Source organism: Bathymodiolus japonicus methanotrophic gill symbiont (assembly GCF_019721995.1).
In the GTDB taxonomy this organism is placed as follows: Bacteria; Pseudomonadota; Gammaproteobacteria; order Methylococcales; family Methylomonadaceae; genus Methyloprofundus.
Window position 1 is genome coordinate 131,538 of record NZ_BLYC01000003.1, and the last position, 17,409, is coordinate 148,946.

Sequence of the window (17,409 nt, forward strand, 5' to 3'; positions counted from 1 at the left end):
ATGGCTACCTCAAATGGCTCTACGGCTATTCGGGATAAAATTTTAGCCTCCCTCGCGCGCTATCGCGCACTTCGGATTGGCAAATTTCCCTGCGCCTTCTGGAGACTATCAGCCCGTCCGGGGCTGACAGCGGATGAAGAGGGATCAAGCCTTGGCCTGGTTCTGAGTCTTTTGTTTGACCATTGCCTTCTCCTTCACCCAGAGCAAATAGCCCGCATTGAAAGCAAACTACCTGCGTATACCGTAGGTAGCTTACAGCGCAAGTCTCAAATGGATGTACTGCTTGAGTTCATCACGTCATTGCTAGAGTTTCCAGATCCTGGTGATAAGCTGAAAGAGTTAGGTGAATTAATAAAGGATGTGTTTCAACTGATGCCATCAGGAAGACATATGATTGGCAGAGATTTAGGGCGCTTAGGGCCAACAGCATCATTAAAGTATTGTTCTGCTGGGTGAAGGTAAGAGTTTGATGGCAATGGGATGGAAAAACTTGAACATCGAGTGTCAACAATAAATTTCTTTAATTAATTAATTAAAGAAATAAATACGAACTTATGTACGAGCTCTAATAGAGTAGCTAACCCTGGCTCTATGATATTTACGCGGACATGTTTTCGAATCTGTTTCACGAGCTCGAATCTCTCTGTTGCTTACTGATTTAACATGCTGATTTTTATCTTCGATTATGCATTTTTATTGTTAGAACTCTTTTTTAAGCAGGAAGAAGCTCTGCTTTATATTCTGTTCCTTTGTTTTGCTTTTCAATATGATCTCGTAACACAGGTATTTCTTGATGCCTCTGAGTTCCGTTTGTCACCAGACAAAGAAATCTGAGCAACCCACTTCTGAGATTCAACGCGTAAATCCCCCCGGCCGCATAAACTTTCCCCTTGCTGTTTTTTTCAGTATGGCAGGTATGATCAATAAAATGTCCATCCGCTGCTTCTATGGTGTATTCGTCAAGTTCCGGGAATGCTTTAAGATAATCAATGTCTTGCGATAGCAGTGTTTCAGAGTGAAGATGATAGCTCTGCTGTTCAATGCCTCAAGCATACTTGTTCGTCTATGCGACTTCAGTGATTTAAAATACGTTGAGTGGGGAAGCCGCTGGCCATAAATCTGTTCATTGGTTTGGAGGAAATGGCGACCACTATCGACTACACTGATACAGCGTAATAACCCAAAGCGAATAAAGTCGATATCCTTCAACTCTGGGCATGAACGAGCCCACAAAGGATGACGCTCTGCTAACAGGGCACGTTCCATACTTTCATTGCAGTGTTGGTGAATATGTTCAGAGAGTGGTAGGTCTTTAAGCATGGGTGATATCCGTTTATGAGGTGATTAAAACGGAAATTCTTAGAAGAATTTTTTCGGCAAATGCAAGCTTTATTTGAAATTATTTGTTGTTTTTTACGGTGCCTACAGAGTGTCTATTTGCTGTTATAAGTGATTAAAATCAAAAAGATGGAAATATTCGAGTGGTGCTACCTTCAGGTAGGTTATAGGCTGCTTTGTTTAGGTACTGAAGTTTCCCAATTATTGAGTAGCTGAAATACACCAGCATTGTGTATTTCAGCTACTCAATAATTGGGAAACTTCAGTATTTAAACTCGGCTACTCGAATTACCCAGTCACCAGAGTGTTAACCAGCACATCCTGATAATAGCGTATCCGGTCTATATATTTGACTGGCTCGGTGCCTCGGGTATAGCCGTACTCCAGTTTTTTGTAATATTTTTTTTGACTTAATAAGGGAAAAACTTCTTTTAGGTCATGCCAGGTACTGGGACTTTTACCTAAGTCCCTGGCCAGTTTTCGGGCATCGAGTAAATGGCCAAAGCCAATATTGTATGCCGCTAGAGCAAACCAGATACGATCTTCTGCAACCACATCCTCAGGGACTCTTTTGCGCATCTGATTTAGATATTTTGCCCCACCTTTTATACTTTGCCGGGGGTTATTGCGATTTTTTACACCCATAGCCTTAGCGGTACTCTGGGTCAGCATCATCAGCCCTCTAACACCTGTATGGCTACGTGCTCCTGCATTCCAGTGAGACTCCTGATACGCCTGTGCCGCCAGTAAAGTCCAGGGAATCTGGTATTGTTCTGCTACTTCTCTAAAGGCAGTTTCATATTTGGGGAGTCGCGACTTAATCCGCTTTAAATAGATATGATTATTATAAAAATCAAATATATCTACATAGCCATAATAGCGTTCATTGATGATACTCAAAGTTGAATTGCTTTCTATTTGCAGAAACCAGTCAGTGACATATTGTTTAAACGCAGCAGAATCCGGAGGCAGCACCCACGCCAGGCTCTGCTGCTCCGAGAATGGAAAAGCTTCTTCCAAGTCAGGGTAATAACGGTGGTTCAAAGAAAAAATATTGGAATCCACTATAGTACAATCTACTTCCTTTTTAACCAGTTTTTCCAACACTTGCTCGGTAGATAGCTTGCTAGTAGCTTGCCATTTTAATTCAGGATATTCTTTTTGCTGCTCTTGCAAGGCTTCCTGATAGCTGCTTTGCGCAATAATCAAAATAGACTTGCCAAGTAAATCATCTATGTTTTTAGGTAACTTTGATTTGCGATGGCAAACCACTTGCTGTTGCACTGTTTTATAATCAGGACCAAAAAGATACTGCTGTTCACGCGCACTGGTGCGAGTCAAACCTGCCGCAACGACATGCCCTTCACCATTGTTAATAGCACTCAACATTTCTTCAATATTATCTGCTACCTTATATTCCACATCGATATTCAGTGAGTCAGCTAGCGCTTTAGTCAAATCATATTCAAATCCCATAGGGGTATCATTCTCGCGAAGGTAATAGGTCGTTGATGTGTTCAGCGTCAAGGCGATTAATTTACCCTGTCGGCGTATATCCTTCATCACCGGGTCAGTTTCGCTACAACTGCCCAGCAGAAGCCCGTAGAATATAAAAAACAGCAGGAGCCTATAGAGTCTGAAGGTCATTTTTCTATGTTTATGTTGCTGAATAAATCTCTAATACCGAAACATTTTGCGCATACTTGAATGATAATAGCAAAGATTGTTTATAATGTTTGTTCAAACTTAATTTATGCACAGCTAAAATGAAAAAAACGCTTCCAGTTGGCCCTATCATGATTGATATTTCGGGCACGATGCTCAGCCCATATGATATAGAAAAGATTACTCATCCGAATACAGGGGGTGTCATTTTATTTACCCGAAACTATGCCGAACCCAGACAAGTAGCCGAACTATGTAAACAGATCAAAGCGGCCAGAAACGGCCCGATTCTCATTGCTGTTGATCAGGAAGGTGGCCGGGTACAGCGCTTTCAAAATGGCTTTACTCGCCTGCCCCCTGTTGCTGCTTTTACCGAAAATCCTGAATTATCCGAAGAAGCAGGCTGGTTGATGGCAGCTGAATTGCTGGTTCTAGGTGTAGACTTTAGCTTTGCACCGGTACTGGATATAGATTGCGGCGTTAGCCAGATTATTGCTAACCGCTCTTTTTCACCAGATCCCGAACTGACTTGCCAGCTCGCCAGTAGTTTTACAAAAGGAATGCGAAGTGCGGGCATGGCTGCAACGGGAAAGCATTTTCCTGGACATGGCGCAGTTGCTCTGGATTCTCACCTGACTTTACCGATTGATAAGCGGGACTTAGACACTATAAACAGTAAAGATATCCTGCCTTTTAAGCAGTTAATTAACGAAGGACTGGAAGGCATTATGCCTGCCCATGTGGTTTACCCCGCTATTGATGAGCTGCCTGCCGGATTTTCTGCAATCTGGATAAACGAGATTTTACGCAAGCAACTTAGCTTTAATGGTGCTGTGTTTAGCGATGACCTGAGCATGGAAGGCGCTGCCTGCGTCGGTGATTTCGATGAGCGCGCCAAACTTGCACGTCAAGCTGGTTGCGATATGATTCTGGTCTGCAATAACGAATCCGCAGCCGAACAGGTACTGGAATCCACGCCGATTGAACATAATGCTATACGTGATCAGCGCCTACTAGCGATGTTAGGAAAGAGTAGCCTTACTGCCCAAGAGCTTAAGCAAAGCAGCCGATGGAAAACAGCGAGTCAACAGTTAACCCAACTATCGAGTGCTTATGCTTAATGAAATAATGCAAGTACAAAAAACTGCCCGCTTATTACATCCGTTTAATGAAGTAGAAAGCGCCATAGACGCGATGGCAGAAAAAATCAACTCGTGCCTGGCTGATACGAATCCAGTCATACTGTGTGTTATGAATGGCGGTATCATAATAACAGGAAAGCTAATCACCCGGCTAACCTTCCCTTTAACTCTCGATGCTATTAATGTTAGCCGTTATGGCCGGCAAACTACTGGTAGTGATTTAAACTGGTTACACAAGCCGGTAAGTTCTCTGCAAGATCGAACCGTGCTTATTGTTGATGATATTCTTGATGAAGGTATTACTCTCAATGCTATTTATCAGTATTGTCAGGAACAAGGTGCAAACCAGATTTTTGGTGCGGTATTGGTCGAAAAACAGCTAAATAAAATCAAACCCATACAAGCTGACTTTATAGGCTTATCCGTAGCTAACCACTATTTATACGGCTATGGAATGGACTATAAGGGCTATTTGCGTAATGCAGCGGGGATCTATGCCTGTACTGAGCTGTAACAACAAACCTCTGTAGGGCGTGGCTTTAGCCCGCCTTTGGGTGTTTGCACTGGCGGGCTAAAGCCGCGCCCTACAATAATAGCTAAAACAACTGTCTACTGATGCGCACATTTATTGCCTAACCTATATTTATAAAATGAAAACAACTGCAATTATCGGTGGCTCAGGCCTGACGAAAATGGGATCGTTAAAAATTATCGAGCAAACCCATCAGCAGACACCATACGGTTTGCCTTCGTCTGCCTGCACCATAGGCGAGCTTTGTGGGCAAACAATCATTTTCCTGGCACGTCATGGCGACCCGCACACTATTGCGCCACATAAAGTTAACTATCGAGCGAATCTCTGGGCATTAAAACAAGCTGGCGCCGAGCAGATTATTGCTGTTGCGGCAGTTGGGGGGATTACGCCAGAAATGCAACCTGCGCGTATCGCTATTCCGGAGCAAATCATTGATTATAGTTATGACCGGGAGCATACCTATTTTGCTGCTGAACTGGAGCCAGTCAATCATATTGACTTTAGCTACCCTTACGACGAAAATCTACGCCAGCAACTAATTAACAGCGCAACGGCATTGCAACTCAATATTCAGCCCAATGGAGTGTATGGCTGTACGCAGGGGCCCAGACTGGAAACAGCAGCTGAAATCACGCGCTTGCAACGAGATGGCTGTGATTTAGTAGGTATGACCGGTATGCCGGAGGCCGCACTTGCCAGAGAACTGGAAATTCCTTATGCTTGTATTGCTGTGGTTGCCAATTGGGCAGCAGGTAAATCCTCAGGTGAAATTAGCATGCCAGAGATCATTAAAAACCTTGAGCAAGGCATGACGGATACCGAACAACTTTTACAACAGTTTTTCATACACGCATCTATACAGGGCTCTACAGATGACTAATAGCATGACTGCTTTTGCGAATAGCGAAATGGACTTTGAAAACCTGACGATAAACTGTGAGTTACGCTCGGTCAATCACCGCTATTGTGATATTAATATAAAAGTACCGGAGCGCTTCCGCTTTGCCGAAGCAAATATCCGCCACAACATGAGCGACAAACTAAAGCGCGGTAAGATCGAATGTAGCCTGAGCTATAAAAAACACAGCCTGGCACAGCAACAGCTTACGCTAGATATGGATGCAGTCTCGGCATTACTTTCCACCACCCAGAGTATTGAGCAACAAATGGAAAATCCTCAGGCTTTTTCAGCACTTGAAGTGCTGGCCTTTCCCGGCATACAAATTGAGAAGCAAAGCGATAAGACGGCTCTATTGCAGGTATTAATGCAGCTATTAGCAACCGCTATTGAGAATTTATTACAGGCACGCCAACGTGAAGGCGCTCAACTTAGCCAGCTAATTTCCAGTCGCTGTGTAAAAATGCAACAACTGGTTAGTCAGGCACAAAATCGCATACCCCTGGTTTTAGAGCATTTACGCACTAAATTCAGACACCATATTGCTGAATTAGTGGGCGAACCAAATAACGACCGGATAGAACAGGAAATGGTGCTACTTACCCAAAAACTGGATGTGGACGAAGAACTGGACAGACTCAATACACATATCGTTGAAGTGTTGCGCGTTTTAGAACAAAATGAGCCCATAGGTCGCCGCCTTGATTTCTTAATGCAGGAAATGAATAGAGAAGCCAATACCCTGGGTTCAAAATCAGCAGACAAAGAAATGACCGCGATTTCTATCGAGTTTAAAGTGCTGATCGAACAAATGCGCGAGCAAGTACAGAATATTGAATAAAGGTAGCAACATGAACAAAGGCAAGCTCTATATCATCTCAGCGCCATCGGGTGCAGGTAAAACCAGTTTAATCAAGAAACTTGTCCCCAACCTGGAAAATGTTGTAGTCTCAGTTTCCCATACTACACGCGCCCAGCGATCAGGTGAAACTGAAGGTATTGATTATTTTTTTACCTCAGTGAGCAACTTTAAAGAAATGATTAGTCAAGCTGATTTTCTTGAATACGCCCAGGTTTTTGATAATTATTACGGCACAGCACAAAGCTCAGTCGAGCGTAGCCTAAACAGCGGTAAAGATGTAATTTTAGAGATAGACTGGCAGGGTGCCGCACAAATCAGGCGCTTACTTGAAGGCACCATCAGTATCTTTATTCTACCACCATCCACTGAAGTATTACGCCAGCGCCTGCAAGAGAGAGGCCAGGACAGTCCCGAAATTATTGACCGCCGCATGCAGGCAGCAAAAACCGAAATAAGCCATTATGCGGAATACGATTATCTTATTGTTAACGATGACTTTAATACCGCATTGACAGAACTCAAGTCAATTATTCTTGCTAGACGTCTAGGCATAGCGCTACAGCAAAATCAGTTAAAAGCATTATTAGTCGGTTTATTAGCTTACTGAAGTTTCTTGGTTTTTAAAGCATAAGAATATCAGCTAATGCTTATTTTTCTGAAATATTAGATATTACTAATATTAATGGCATTCCGTTGACTAAAAGCCTTGAATTCCTTTTAAAAACAACAGGTTAATCGTGAATGAGGCCTAGTTTTACTGTATAACGAAAGTTTATAACACTCGATGTTCAAGTTTTTGATATTGAGAAGGTAAAATCAGGTATTCTGAGGTTGTTGTAATTTTATCGGTGTAAGCCCATGTTAATGAATGCCTCAGCCACCTTTATCCAAAGCTATATTGACGATTTAAATGATGCGCTCAATCAGCTAAAACCCGGAGCCGCTTTGACACGGATTCAAGCCGCTTGGTTGGGCACTTGTTTAACGTGCATACTGCTAATGAACTCTGTTTGCTGGGCTAAGTTTGAGCGAGCAAGCCTTGGAGATTGCAAAGTAGCCGCATTATCCTGGGTGTTTCGTAAAGCAAGTATACCCTGGGACTGGTTGCTACGGGTGAGTGTGGTCTTAATTTTAAAACGTTATGGCATTACTGAAGCTGAAGTTTCCCAATTATTGAGTAGCTGAAATACACAATGCTGGTGTATCGAGGTTTATTTTAGGTGGTTTTGCCATGTTTATACTCGATGTTCAAGTTTTTCCATCCCATTGCCATCAAACTCTTACCTTCACCCAGCAGAACAATACTTTAATGATGCTGTTGGCCCTAACCCATCTTCGTCACTTTCATCTTTCTAAGCCATTGATTCATCGGTTTAAGCGATTTTTTGTCGAAAAATTCTCTTTAAAATCAATGGTGTTTTTTTTGAAAGTTTTGTAGTGCCATTTATATTATTTTTGTCGATAAATTCATTGACTTTTGTCAAAAAAATCATCATTATTTGAGTGTAATTTACATGCGACAAAAATACTCTAAAAAATCCAACGTTTTATACAAAAACACAAAATCTGTAGTGCCAACTGGCTACTTTTTAAAATTTCAACCAATTGATTTATAACAACTACATCATCAATAGTGACGAAGATGGGCTAAGCGCACTAATTTTTTGTGCTTTGGCAATCATGGTTTTCTTTTATCCCGCAACTATCAATAATTTTGGTGAGACTTATAAACAGAGTTATGTTACTCAGCATCAAATAATGGCTGAGCAAGCATTAATCGCTCTTCAACAGGGAAACAATAAGCCCATTCAAAATTTACTGCGTGAAGATTTGGGCGCAATCAAAAAAGGCGACCGTTTATACCCGATGAAACGGCAACTAATACTGGCCTTGGTACAACAATCATATAAGCAAAATACAGATAAATCCTGGGTAGACTGGGGAAAGGAGTGGTATCAACTGGATGGCCGTGATGTCACGGCAATGGCCTATTATTATGCAGCTTTATTACAAAGTGACAAAGATTACGCAGAGGGTTTGCTGGGGTTAGAGATGGCTACTCAACGCTTTCCACAACATTCATTGTTAAACCAGTTTTATCAGGCAGAAATTTCTCGCTCTGCCAACTCTAAAGATTAAGCGCAATATGCTATTAATTAAAAAAGTACTACTGCGTCTATTTCTCTGGTCATGGGTTCTCAGTTTACCTATAACTCTGCTAGGCGGATATTTAAGTTATCAAACCTGGCAACATTATCAAACATTCTCTGTACGCTATGATCCTAATCCCGCTAACACCACACTTTCTGGCGATGCACTTACTGCCATAGGAAACTTAAGACGGAAAACTCTTTCCGCCATAGAACGCTATATCAACGATCGCTGAAAATCATGGAAACGTAGCTTAGCGAAGTGGTGATTTTTAGTCCCTGATAGGCGACAGGGCAATTCGCTGATTCGACGTGTGCTAGCAGCACGCGAGAGGAGCAAGAATTGCATTCCGAATAGCCGTCCAGCCAGTGAGGTAGTAATGACGAAGCGGCTTTTGTGCGTAGTCGTTGCGGACGCAGGGCGTTCAGGGCATCTCCCATCCGCTGCGTAGGTGAACGAATTATGGCGACAGGAGTCCCGGAATTTCGTGAGGTAGCATGGCACGCCTGAATAGGATCATGTTTCTAGGCTTTCAGCTCAGGCTGAATAAAGTATACGGAAAGCCAGAAGACAACTTGATTATCTTAAATGAAATTCAACGCTTGTCTAAACTTAGAAAAAACAGGGCATCAGCAGGTAGATATGTTTTTACCCGACCTGTTGAATAAGGTTTTTAAAAAACCGTTGTAGAGCGGACTTCAGTCCGCTAAACCAAACTCTGGGCAGAAGCCCTATCTACATTATTTTATATTCAAAATATTCTGAGCATTTCAGGCGCGCCATGCTACCTCACGAAATTCCGGGACTCCTCAGGCGCGCCATGCTACCTCACGAAATTCCGGGACTCCTGTCGCCATAATTCGTTCACCTACGCAGCGGATGGGAGATGCCCTGAACGCCCTGCGTCCGCAACGACTACGCACAAAAGCCGCTTCGTCATTACTACCTCACTGGCTGGACGGCTATTCGGAATGCAATTCTTGCTCCTCTCGCGTGCTGCTAGCACACGTCGAATCAGCGAATTGCCCTGTCGCCTATCAGGGACTAAAAATCACCACTTCGCTAAGCTCCGTTTCCATGATTTTCAGCGGTCGCCGTAATTCGTTCACCTACGCAGCGAATAGGAGATGCCCCAGCCGCCCTGCGTCCGCCACAGACTGAGCACAAAGCAGCTCAGTCATGGCTACCACAAATGGCTCTACGGCTATTCGGGATAAAATTTTAGCCTCCCTCGCGCGCTATCGCGCACTTCGGATTGGCAAATTTCCCTGCGCCTTCTGGAGACTATCAGCCCGTCCGGGGCTGACAGCGGCTGGGTTTCGTACCTCAACACCTGCCTACGCCTTACGTGGTGGCCAGGCGAAAGAAAAGTCTTCCCGGTCCAGAGTTAAATTTGGATTATAGGCCGGATCTATTAGCAAGCCCTCACCCCAGCGTTGTTTCATATATGCTACTTCTTTATTAAAACGCGCCTGTTTCTTGGGGGTATCCTCATAGCCCCGGCTTGCCGACTCATAATGATACATTTCAGCATACGGTGTCCATACATTATGAAAACCCTTTTCTTGAATACGTAAGCATAGGTCTACATCATTAAATGCCACTGATAGGTTCTGTTCATCAAAGCCGCCTACTGCATCAAATACTTCTTTTCTGACCAGTAAACAAGCTGCAGTGACTGCAGATAAATTCTGCGCTAATAACAACCGACCACAGTAGCCTGGATTATCTCGCGGAGAATGTTTATGCGAATGCCCGGCTACGCCCCCTAAACCGACAATAACACCAGCATGCTGGATAGTATCATCGGGGTAATATAATTTAGCGCCTACTGCACCCACTTCGGGATGGATAACATGACTGACCATTTCATCTAGCCAGTCTGCATTAATCACTTCCAGATCATTATTCAATAAAGCAATGATTTCACCCTTAGCCTCTGCCACCGCCTTATTATTTAATGCGGCATAGTTAAACGGACTATCATCATGAATAATGGTTACCCGTGGATTTTCCTGCAAGCGCTGTAAATATCTTAAGGTTACTAAATCATCACTACCATTATCTATAATAATAAATTCGTAATTAGCATAGATCGTTTTAGCAATAATACTTTCTATACAGCGATGTAATAAATGAAAGCCATTGCGTGTCGGTATCACGATACTGACCAGGGGTAAATCTTTAGGTAAACAATAGCGTACGCGTAACGCACCAGGCAACTGCTTATGTGCAGACACTTTAGCAGGACGTTGCTTACGCTCTAAGGCACTTGCAACGGCTCTTGCAATCCTGGTTTCTGCATAAGGTTTTTCCTGTACGCCATTTGCAGTGCTACCGGCAACAGCGCGCCAGTGATAAAGCACACGTGGAATATGTATAATCTGCCCAGTTTTTAATTCTGCCGCATAACGCAGCGCCAGATCATAATCCTGAGCACCATCAAATGCCGAATCAAAACCACCTAGAGCCTTTACCTGTTCAGTTTTATAAACTCCTAAATGACAAATATAATTATGCGATAACAATAATTCAGGGTTCCAGTCCGGCTTAAAATATGGTGCATAACGCTTACCCTGTAAATCCATTTTATCTTCATCAGAATAAATCAGCTGCACATCAGGATTCTGCTGTATGGTTTTTGCTACCCAGTAAAGTGCATCCGGGGTTAGTAAATCATCATGATCCATCAATGCTACATAATCTGCCTCGACTAATGACAAAGCGCTATTTGATGCGGCAGAAATATGCCCGTTTTGTTCACGAAAGATCACTTTAACCCGGTTATCTTTCTCCATAAAGGACTGTAATGCTTTATGTACATAGCTTTCAGTTGATGCATCATCGGCAATACATAGCTCGAAATTGCCATAAGTCTGCGATAAAACAGACTCAATCGCATTCACCAGGCAGGCTTTGTCTGGATTATAAACTGGCATTAATACAGCAATTTTAGGTGCAGATTGCCAGGTTTTAGCCTCTTGCTTAAAAGCCGATAATTCCTGCTTATCCAAATCACCGTACGCAACTAGCCAGGCATCATAATCAAAAAAAACCACCGGCTGTTGCTGATCAGATTTCTCTGTCTTACTAAAAAGACCTATCAGTCTTTTCGATGCGTTTTTCACGCCACGCACAATCCGGTAACTGAATTTGTTATGTACTCGCTGTAAGACCTGTTCCAGTCGCTGAGTATCAACTGATAAATAGGCAACTTCCTTTTGTAAGTGAGCAACTTGAGAAGATAAGTCAGTATTTAATTGCTGCTCCAGCGAAACTATCCTTTCTTCAAGCTGAAAAACATGTTTCTGGTGATGCGTATTATGCTCTCGTTCGATACCTAGTTGCTGCTCTAAACCAGCAATTTTTTCCTGTTTTTCACCATAAAACACCCCTGAACTCACTAAAGGTTTAGGAGATAACGCTTGAGGCAAATGCTGTACTAATTCAGATTGTGCCGGACGCGCCTCGATAATAAACTGATAGGCGACTGCATCAGGAGCATGGAATAACTCAAGTGCTTTATCAGATGATTTTAGACCCGAATTCTTCAAATGCTGATCTATCGCCTCATCAGCCAGATCCTGAATACTATAACTAATATCACAACAGACATAACCTGCCTGCATAAGCATAGCGATCAAACCATCACGGGTATAAAAATGTAAGTGTGTATCATCCAGCAAGCCTAGCGACTCATAATCAAAATGTCCCTGCAATAACTCTAAGCGTATAGACGCATGAGCCACATTAGGCACTGAAGCTAAAAGACAACTATCGGCATGTAAAAAGGGCTTTAAGCTCGCCAGCATTGCCGCTGTATTTTTTAAATGCTCCAGAACATCTGCGCACAAAACCACATCAAACTGTTGCCCTTGTATTTCAGTTAACCAGGTCTCAGTATCCAGATCAGCAACAATGGTTTGCACACAAAAAGGCGCAGCTTGCTGTAAAGCATGGCTATCAATATCCACACCAACAACCTCACAAGCCAGGTCTTGTTGTAAAAACTTTGATAAATACCCACTAGAGCAGCCTAATTCCAGAACTCGCTGATTTGGTTTGATTCGAGTTACCAGCCCCATATGGGAGTCATTCTTCTCAGTCGTATCAAGGGTAAATTGGTATTTGTTTTTGCTCATAGATATTTTTAAAAAACTTCGATATTCTGGATGTATTCAATTGTAGAGCGGACTTTTGTCCGCTAAGCCCAGCACCCGGTGTATTAAGGGAAATTAATTATCCAATGTGTTAACTCATGAGAGTTGCCTCTATAAGAGGATTAACATAGGATGTGCTGACGATAGGAAGCGCATCAATCACCGAAAGATGCGCTTCGTTCCTCAGCACATCCTATGCCTCTCCCTCTTATGATTGAGAATTTTATTCCATATCCCTAATACTCGATGTTCAAGTTTTCAGCTATAACTGGGCTAAGAAAAGTAAATTTTTCCGGCTTTGTTTTATAAGTGATTGATTTACAATGATGTTGATGCTTTCTTTGTCAGTAAAATTATCAATAAAATCAATCAGTTAAAAAACTTGAACATCGAGTAATATTAACATCGCGTCCAGTAGCGGACTAAAGTCCGCTCTACAGTCGTTACTTCGCTACTTGTTGCCGTTTCAATTTCTGAACATTTTCCAGATTGGCTTTATACACTGCAACCACCTGATCAACTCCGGAGGGATTTAAGCCACCAGCATTGCCTGCCGCAGTATAAGTCGTATAAATGCCCGATGCAGACATTAAAGCTGCATTAATCATTTGCTGGCTTTTACCTTCATTTTCCATTTCATTGGCTAATGCAATAAAACGCTTGGATAACAAATTGTATTCACGCATTGCTGGTTTGGTCATATTTCACACTCTTTAAATATATAGACTGAAGTTTCCCAATTATTGAGTAGCTGAAATACACAATGCTGGTGTATCGAGGTTTATTTTAGGTGGTTTTGCCATGTTTATAGAAAACCCCTACTTAATTCCCCTTAGGCAATAGCATTTGAAATGAATGAAAAGACTATTTTTTTCATATAGTTGTAGCATAGTTTCAATTTTACCATAAATAATTATTGGGAAACTTCAGTATATAGATAAATAATCACTTTTCATGTGAGACTACCCACTAATTCATATACGGGCTAAAGACCCGCACCCCTGAATAAATTTCACTCGGGGCGCGGGTCTTCAGCCCGCTGGTATTCTCAAAGCTCTTCATCAGCATAACAGCTTATTGCCGCATTAACGGCAAAGCCTGCCACAGCCACCACTGCTCAGGAAAGGCTCGAATTTGTTGTTCCAGCATGCCCACCAATTGAGTCATTATTTCTTGCTCATTTAAACTCTCAGTATCAAGCGGAGGATAAAATTTTGCTCTTAGTCCTGCTCGTGACTCAAACACATAAAAAGGGACAATCAAGGCTTTAGCTTTTTTAGCTAGTTTTGCCGGCCCCAAGGGAAACCGTGTTTCACTCCCTAAAAACGGCAAACTGATGCAACCATTTTTATCACCTGAATAAGGCACATCAATAAACAAGCCCATCACATACTCATTTAATGCACGGTAAATTGGCCGGACAGAATCTCCTTCAACCAGAAATGGGCCACCAAAACATTGTTGCAACCAGGCTAGTTTTTTTAGCCGATACTGATATTCAGCTTCAGGCAGGCCATGTTCATTAGTATCCCCTCCATCACGGGTAATGGTTCCCACCGATACCCCTTGTGCCTGCATGCCCACACCCGCCATCCAGAAACGGCCAAAATGCCCACTACTGATAATAACTCGCCGCCCTGATTGACGTGCATCAGTCACATGATGAAAATCCTCTAATTGAATAAATTGACCTATTTGCTTTTGGGTCTTACAGGTTCTAAAAAACCAGGTGTCCAGGGCTTCACGCTCAACCATGGAAAAAAAATAATCTGCGCAGGCCGCCAATTCATCCTGACTTTTTTCAGGAAAAACCGTGTGCATTTGCCCAATAATAAATTCTTTCTCGGCAACGTGTTCAGCGCGTGAAAATCGTCCCGACAAACTGGCTAACCGGTATGCCATATTCTGCGGAAAACGCGCTAACAATGGCAAATAATAGTGATATTTAAATACTAAATTCATACCGGCGCACTCCACTGATGCTCAAGATAGGCCACTCCGACCTCAGTGCCCGACTGCCTTACCTTGAATTCACAGCAGCTTTGCATGGAGTCATATACATGCGCACTTGTCGTATCAATCAGCCAGACTTCCAGGCTATATAGCCCAGATAACAGACTTAATTCCGGGATTTCATAAACCACGCCTAGATCATTTTTATTTGCACTGGTAAACAAAGAAACGTCATCTAATATGGTGCTCACTCCAAAACATTGCACACCATCATTACGTTTAATGATAATACCTATATGTACATCGTCTATTGTCAGACTACTCTGTTTATGTGCCAGAACCTTAACCCGAAAGGCATCGCCTGTCTGGTATATAACAAAACCATCCTCTGCCTTTTTAGCCCCTAGTAAAACCGCCTCGATTAAATACGCTGTTAACTGACTTTTATCGACTTTTTCTACCATTTCAGCTTGCACAGGTTTAGCAACAGACACACGATTTTGCATACGTACATGATCATTATACTGATCAATCACCTCGCCACTATCACCTTGCGCCTGTATGATACCTTTATCCAGCCAGATAACACGCTGACACAATTCTTTCACATGGTAAAGATTGTGTGAACAGAATACCAACGCCTTGCCCTGCTCCTTAAAGGACATCATGCGATCCATGCTTTTTTTCTGAAAATGCTGATCGCCTACAGACAAAGCCTCATCAACCACCAGAATATCCGGATCAACCGAAGTCACCACAGAAAAAGCCAGGCGTACAAACATACCTGAAGAATAGGTCTTAACTGGTTGGTGAATAAAATCAGCTAATTCAGAAAAATCAATAATCGCATCTACTTTAGCAGCAATTTTCTCAGCACTTAAGCCCAGCATTGCACAGCCCAGATGAATATTTTCCAGCCCGGTAAAGTCGGGGTGAAAACCCGAACCTAGTTCCAGGATTGCCGATACGCGCCCATTAATAATCAACTCACCCTGCGTAGGCTGCATAGTACCCGCTAATAACTTTAATAAGCTACTTTTACCTGCACCATTATCACCGACTATGCCTAAAACCTCGCCTGGCTCACAAGTAAAGCTAGCGCCTTTCAGCGCCCAGAATTGCTCATGATACTGGCGCCTGAAAATCAGCTCTTTTAAGCTATCGATGGGCTTGTGATAACGCCGATACGCTTTCGCCAAATCCCTTGCGATAATCGCACTCATACAAATTCCTTGGCGCGTTCTATGGTTTTCTGGAAGAAATAAACACCTAGCAATAAAAGCACGACTGAAAAACCAGCGACATAAAGCACAGCCACATCAGGCAACTCAGCTCTTAGAATCACAGCTCGATACGCATCCAGCAAATGATACAGCGGATTAAAATTATTCACCGGTATAAACTCAGCGGGTATCATGCTCACGGGATACAGAATAGGCGTTAAAAACATCAACATAGTCAGCAACAAACCCAAGGCCTGGCGCAAGTCCTGAATAAATACCGATAAGGTAGCCACTATATAGCCAATAGCAATACTTAAACATAGTCGAATAAACATCAGAGCCGGGAGTAACAACAAAAACCAGGACACTTGCTTTAGCAATAGAAATGTTGCAAATACTATAATTAACAAGGCAATAAACTCAGTGATGATCGTGGTAAGCATAGGCACTAAAGGAATTAATAGCGCAGGTAAAGTAGATTTATGTAATAAAGAGCTACCAGCAAACAAAGAATTACTTGCTGCCAGAATAGCATCCTGGAAAGCAAAAAATGGCATCATCGCTGCCATCAGAAACAACGCAAAATGATAAGAATTTTCCATTCCTGGAATTCTTACCTTCATAATCACAGAAAACACAAATGAATAAACCACCACCATCATCAGCGGCTGTAAAAACAACCAGACAGCTCCAAGCATCGTGCCTTTATAACGACTGGAAAGTTCTCGCCCGATTAACAAGCGCAAAGCATGGGTGTGAGAAAAAATTTTTTTTACTTTAGTCAAGAAAGCATCCTAAACTGAATTGATAACAACTCCTGTTGTTACAACTAGGGGAGCTGGAAATAGATAATTGTCCAATATTAGGCAGTATTTTGTGCGTATTCAAGGCGTAGTAACAGGCGCATAGCAGACTACGTAAAGTTATTACAACGCAGAATACGGAGAAAATGGCCAGCAGTTTTTGGATGATGTGTGTTCCCATCGCCCTGGTGCTACACTCGCATTCATGGATGAATAATTATCGCAATATACAAGCCACTTCAAATAGTGAACTAAAAACAAAGATTCATACAAGAACTTATGGGAAAATTATTAACTAAAAATGTTAGATTGGAACATTTTATCATAAAATCCTGGATACAATGCTGCAATAGCTAAGCTTGCCGAACTATACTTCGCGTGGTCACGGATGCGGAAAATATAGTGAGCTGATTTTTGTCGAGAGCAAGGCGCTGAAACTAGCGCAAAGCTGGCTACGTAACGGTTTCAGCAACGTAGCTATTGGCAAAAACTCAGCCGCTAGAAATACACACTCGTGACCGTGCGAAGTATAGACACAGCACATTCAAAAGGTATGATTTTTTAGCTTCTTCCTATAATTTCCATAACTGTCTACTGATGAAAGCCTGGAAAGATAATACGCAACTATTTACACAATGATTAATCTTTCCACTTCTCCTCTTAAATAAATGAAATTTAA

The 17,409-nt window shown here is 42.4% G+C and carries 19 protein-coding genes; 10 read left to right on the plus strand and 9 right to left on the minus strand.

Going from position 1 to position 17,409, the window contains the following annotated elements; all coding sequences use genetic code 11:
* On the plus strand, positions 1-456 hold the full coding sequence (locus K6984_RS05695) for a hypothetical protein (RefSeq protein WP_221894624.1): 456 nt from the start codon (positions 1-3) through the stop codon (positions 454-456).
* Positions 457-712: 256 nt separating this feature from the next.
* Here the strand turns inward: K6984_RS05695 and K6984_RS05700 are convergent, their stop codons facing one another.
* The 3 genes from K6984_RS05700 to mltF all read right to left on the minus strand — a co-directional run bounded on the left by K6984_RS05700 (position 713) and on the right by mltF (position 2,985).
* Entirely contained in the window at positions 713-856 is a 144-nt protein-coding gene (locus K6984_RS05700; RefSeq protein ID WP_221894625.1) for a hypothetical protein, read from the minus strand.
* 89 nt (positions 857-945) lie between these two features.
* Entirely contained in the window at positions 946-1,320 is a 375-nt protein-coding gene (locus K6984_RS05705) for a hypothetical protein (protein WP_221894626.1), read from the minus strand.
* A gap of 306 nt (positions 1,321-1,626) precedes the next feature.
* Positions 1,627-2,985, minus strand: coding sequence for a membrane-bound lytic murein transglycosylase MltF (mltF, locus tag K6984_RS05710; protein ID WP_221894627.1), 1,359 nt, complete (start codon positions 2,983-2,985; stop codon positions 1,627-1,629).
* A gap of 119 nt (positions 2,986-3,104) precedes the next feature.
* Between mltF and nagZ the strand changes: the two genes are divergently transcribed.
* The 7 genes from nagZ (at position 3,105) to K6984_RS05745 (ending at position 8,579) form a co-directional block, all read left to right on the plus strand.
* Positions 3,105-4,124, plus strand: a complete 1,020-nt coding sequence (gene nagZ, locus K6984_RS05715) for a beta-N-acetylhexosaminidase (protein WP_221894628.1) — start codon at positions 3,105-3,107, stop codon at positions 4,122-4,124.
* Entirely contained in the window at positions 4,117-4,659 is a 543-nt protein-coding gene (locus K6984_RS05720) for a hypoxanthine-guanine phosphoribosyltransferase (RefSeq protein ID WP_221894629.1), read from the plus strand. Before nagZ ends, K6984_RS05720 begins: the two co-directional genes overlap by 8 nt.
* Positions 4,660-4,795: 136 nt before the next feature.
* Positions 4,796-5,560: an S-methyl-5'-thioinosine phosphorylase gene (locus tag K6984_RS05725; protein ID WP_221894630.1), complete on the plus strand. Its 765-nt coding sequence runs from the start codon at positions 4,796-4,798 to the stop codon at positions 5,558-5,560.
* Complete coding sequence (locus K6984_RS05730) at positions 5,553-6,419, plus strand: YicC/YloC family endoribonuclease (protein ID WP_221894631.1); 867 nt, start codon at positions 5,553-5,555, stop codon at positions 6,417-6,419. Before K6984_RS05725 ends, K6984_RS05730 begins: the two co-directional genes overlap by 8 nt.
* A gap of 10 nt (positions 6,420-6,429) precedes the next feature.
* Entirely contained in the window at positions 6,430-7,047 is a 618-nt protein-coding gene (gmk, locus tag K6984_RS05735) for a guanylate kinase (RefSeq protein ID WP_221894818.1), read from the plus strand.
* A gap of 251 nt (positions 7,048-7,298) precedes the next feature.
* On the plus strand, positions 7,299-7,625 hold the full coding sequence (locus tag K6984_RS05740) for a hypothetical protein (RefSeq protein ID WP_221894632.1): 327 nt from the start codon (positions 7,299-7,301) through the stop codon (positions 7,623-7,625).
* A gap of 486 nt (positions 7,626-8,111) precedes the next feature.
* Positions 8,112-8,579 (plus strand): hypothetical protein, encoded by a 468-nt coding sequence (locus K6984_RS05745; protein ID WP_221894633.1) that lies wholly within the window; start codon positions 8,112-8,114, stop codon positions 8,577-8,579.
* A gap of 233 nt (positions 8,580-8,812) precedes the next feature.
* Here the strand turns inward: K6984_RS05745 and K6984_RS05750 are convergent, their stop codons facing one another.
* Complete coding sequence (locus tag K6984_RS05750; protein WP_221894634.1) at positions 8,813-9,031, minus strand: hypothetical protein; 219 nt, start codon at positions 9,029-9,031, stop codon at positions 8,813-8,815.
* Between the two features lie 439 nt (positions 9,032-9,470).
* Between K6984_RS05750 and K6984_RS05755 the strand changes: the two genes are divergently transcribed.
* Together K6984_RS05755 and K6984_RS05760 are read left to right on the plus strand one after the other, a co-directional pair.
* Positions 9,471-9,752: a hypothetical protein gene (locus K6984_RS05755; RefSeq protein WP_221894635.1), complete on the plus strand. Its 282-nt coding sequence runs from the start codon at positions 9,471-9,473 to the stop codon at positions 9,750-9,752.
* An 18-nt stretch (positions 9,753-9,770) separates the two neighbouring features.
* The gene (locus tag K6984_RS05760) at positions 9,771-9,995 is read left to right on the plus strand and encodes a hypothetical protein (protein ID WP_221894636.1); all 225 of its coding nucleotides are present in this window, start codon (positions 9,771-9,773) and stop codon (positions 9,993-9,995) included.
* On the opposite strand, the gene K6984_RS05765 is transcribed toward K6984_RS05760, so the two are convergent.
* The 5 genes from K6984_RS05765 to K6984_RS05785 all read right to left on the minus strand — a co-directional run bounded on the left by K6984_RS05765 (position 9,929) and on the right by K6984_RS05785 (position 16,712).
* The gene (locus K6984_RS05765) at positions 9,929-12,733 is read right to left on the minus strand and encodes a glycosyltransferase (protein ID WP_221894637.1); all 2,805 of its coding nucleotides are present in this window, start codon (positions 12,731-12,733) and stop codon (positions 9,929-9,931) included. The genes K6984_RS05760 and K6984_RS05765 overlap by 67 nt on opposite strands.
* A gap of 461 nt (positions 12,734-13,194) precedes the next feature.
* Positions 13,195-13,452, minus strand: a complete 258-nt coding sequence (locus tag K6984_RS05770) for a DUF3144 domain-containing protein (RefSeq protein ID WP_230987930.1) — start codon at positions 13,450-13,452, stop codon at positions 13,195-13,197.
* Positions 13,453-13,825: 373 nt separating this feature from the next.
* On the minus strand, positions 13,826-14,713 hold the full coding sequence (locus K6984_RS05775) for a lysophospholipid acyltransferase family protein (RefSeq protein WP_221894638.1): 888 nt from the start codon (positions 14,711-14,713) through the stop codon (positions 13,826-13,828).
* Entirely contained in the window at positions 14,710-15,927 is a 1,218-nt protein-coding gene (locus tag K6984_RS05780) for an ABC transporter ATP-binding protein (RefSeq protein ID WP_221894639.1), read from the minus strand. The genes K6984_RS05775 and K6984_RS05780 overlap by 4 nt, the downstream gene beginning before the upstream one ends.
* Positions 15,924-16,712: an ABC transporter permease gene (locus tag K6984_RS05785; RefSeq protein ID WP_221894640.1), complete on the minus strand. Its 789-nt coding sequence runs from the start codon at positions 16,710-16,712 to the stop codon at positions 15,924-15,926. The genes K6984_RS05780 and K6984_RS05785 overlap by 4 nt, the downstream gene beginning before the upstream one ends.
* Positions 16,713-17,409: the final 697 nt, after the last annotated feature.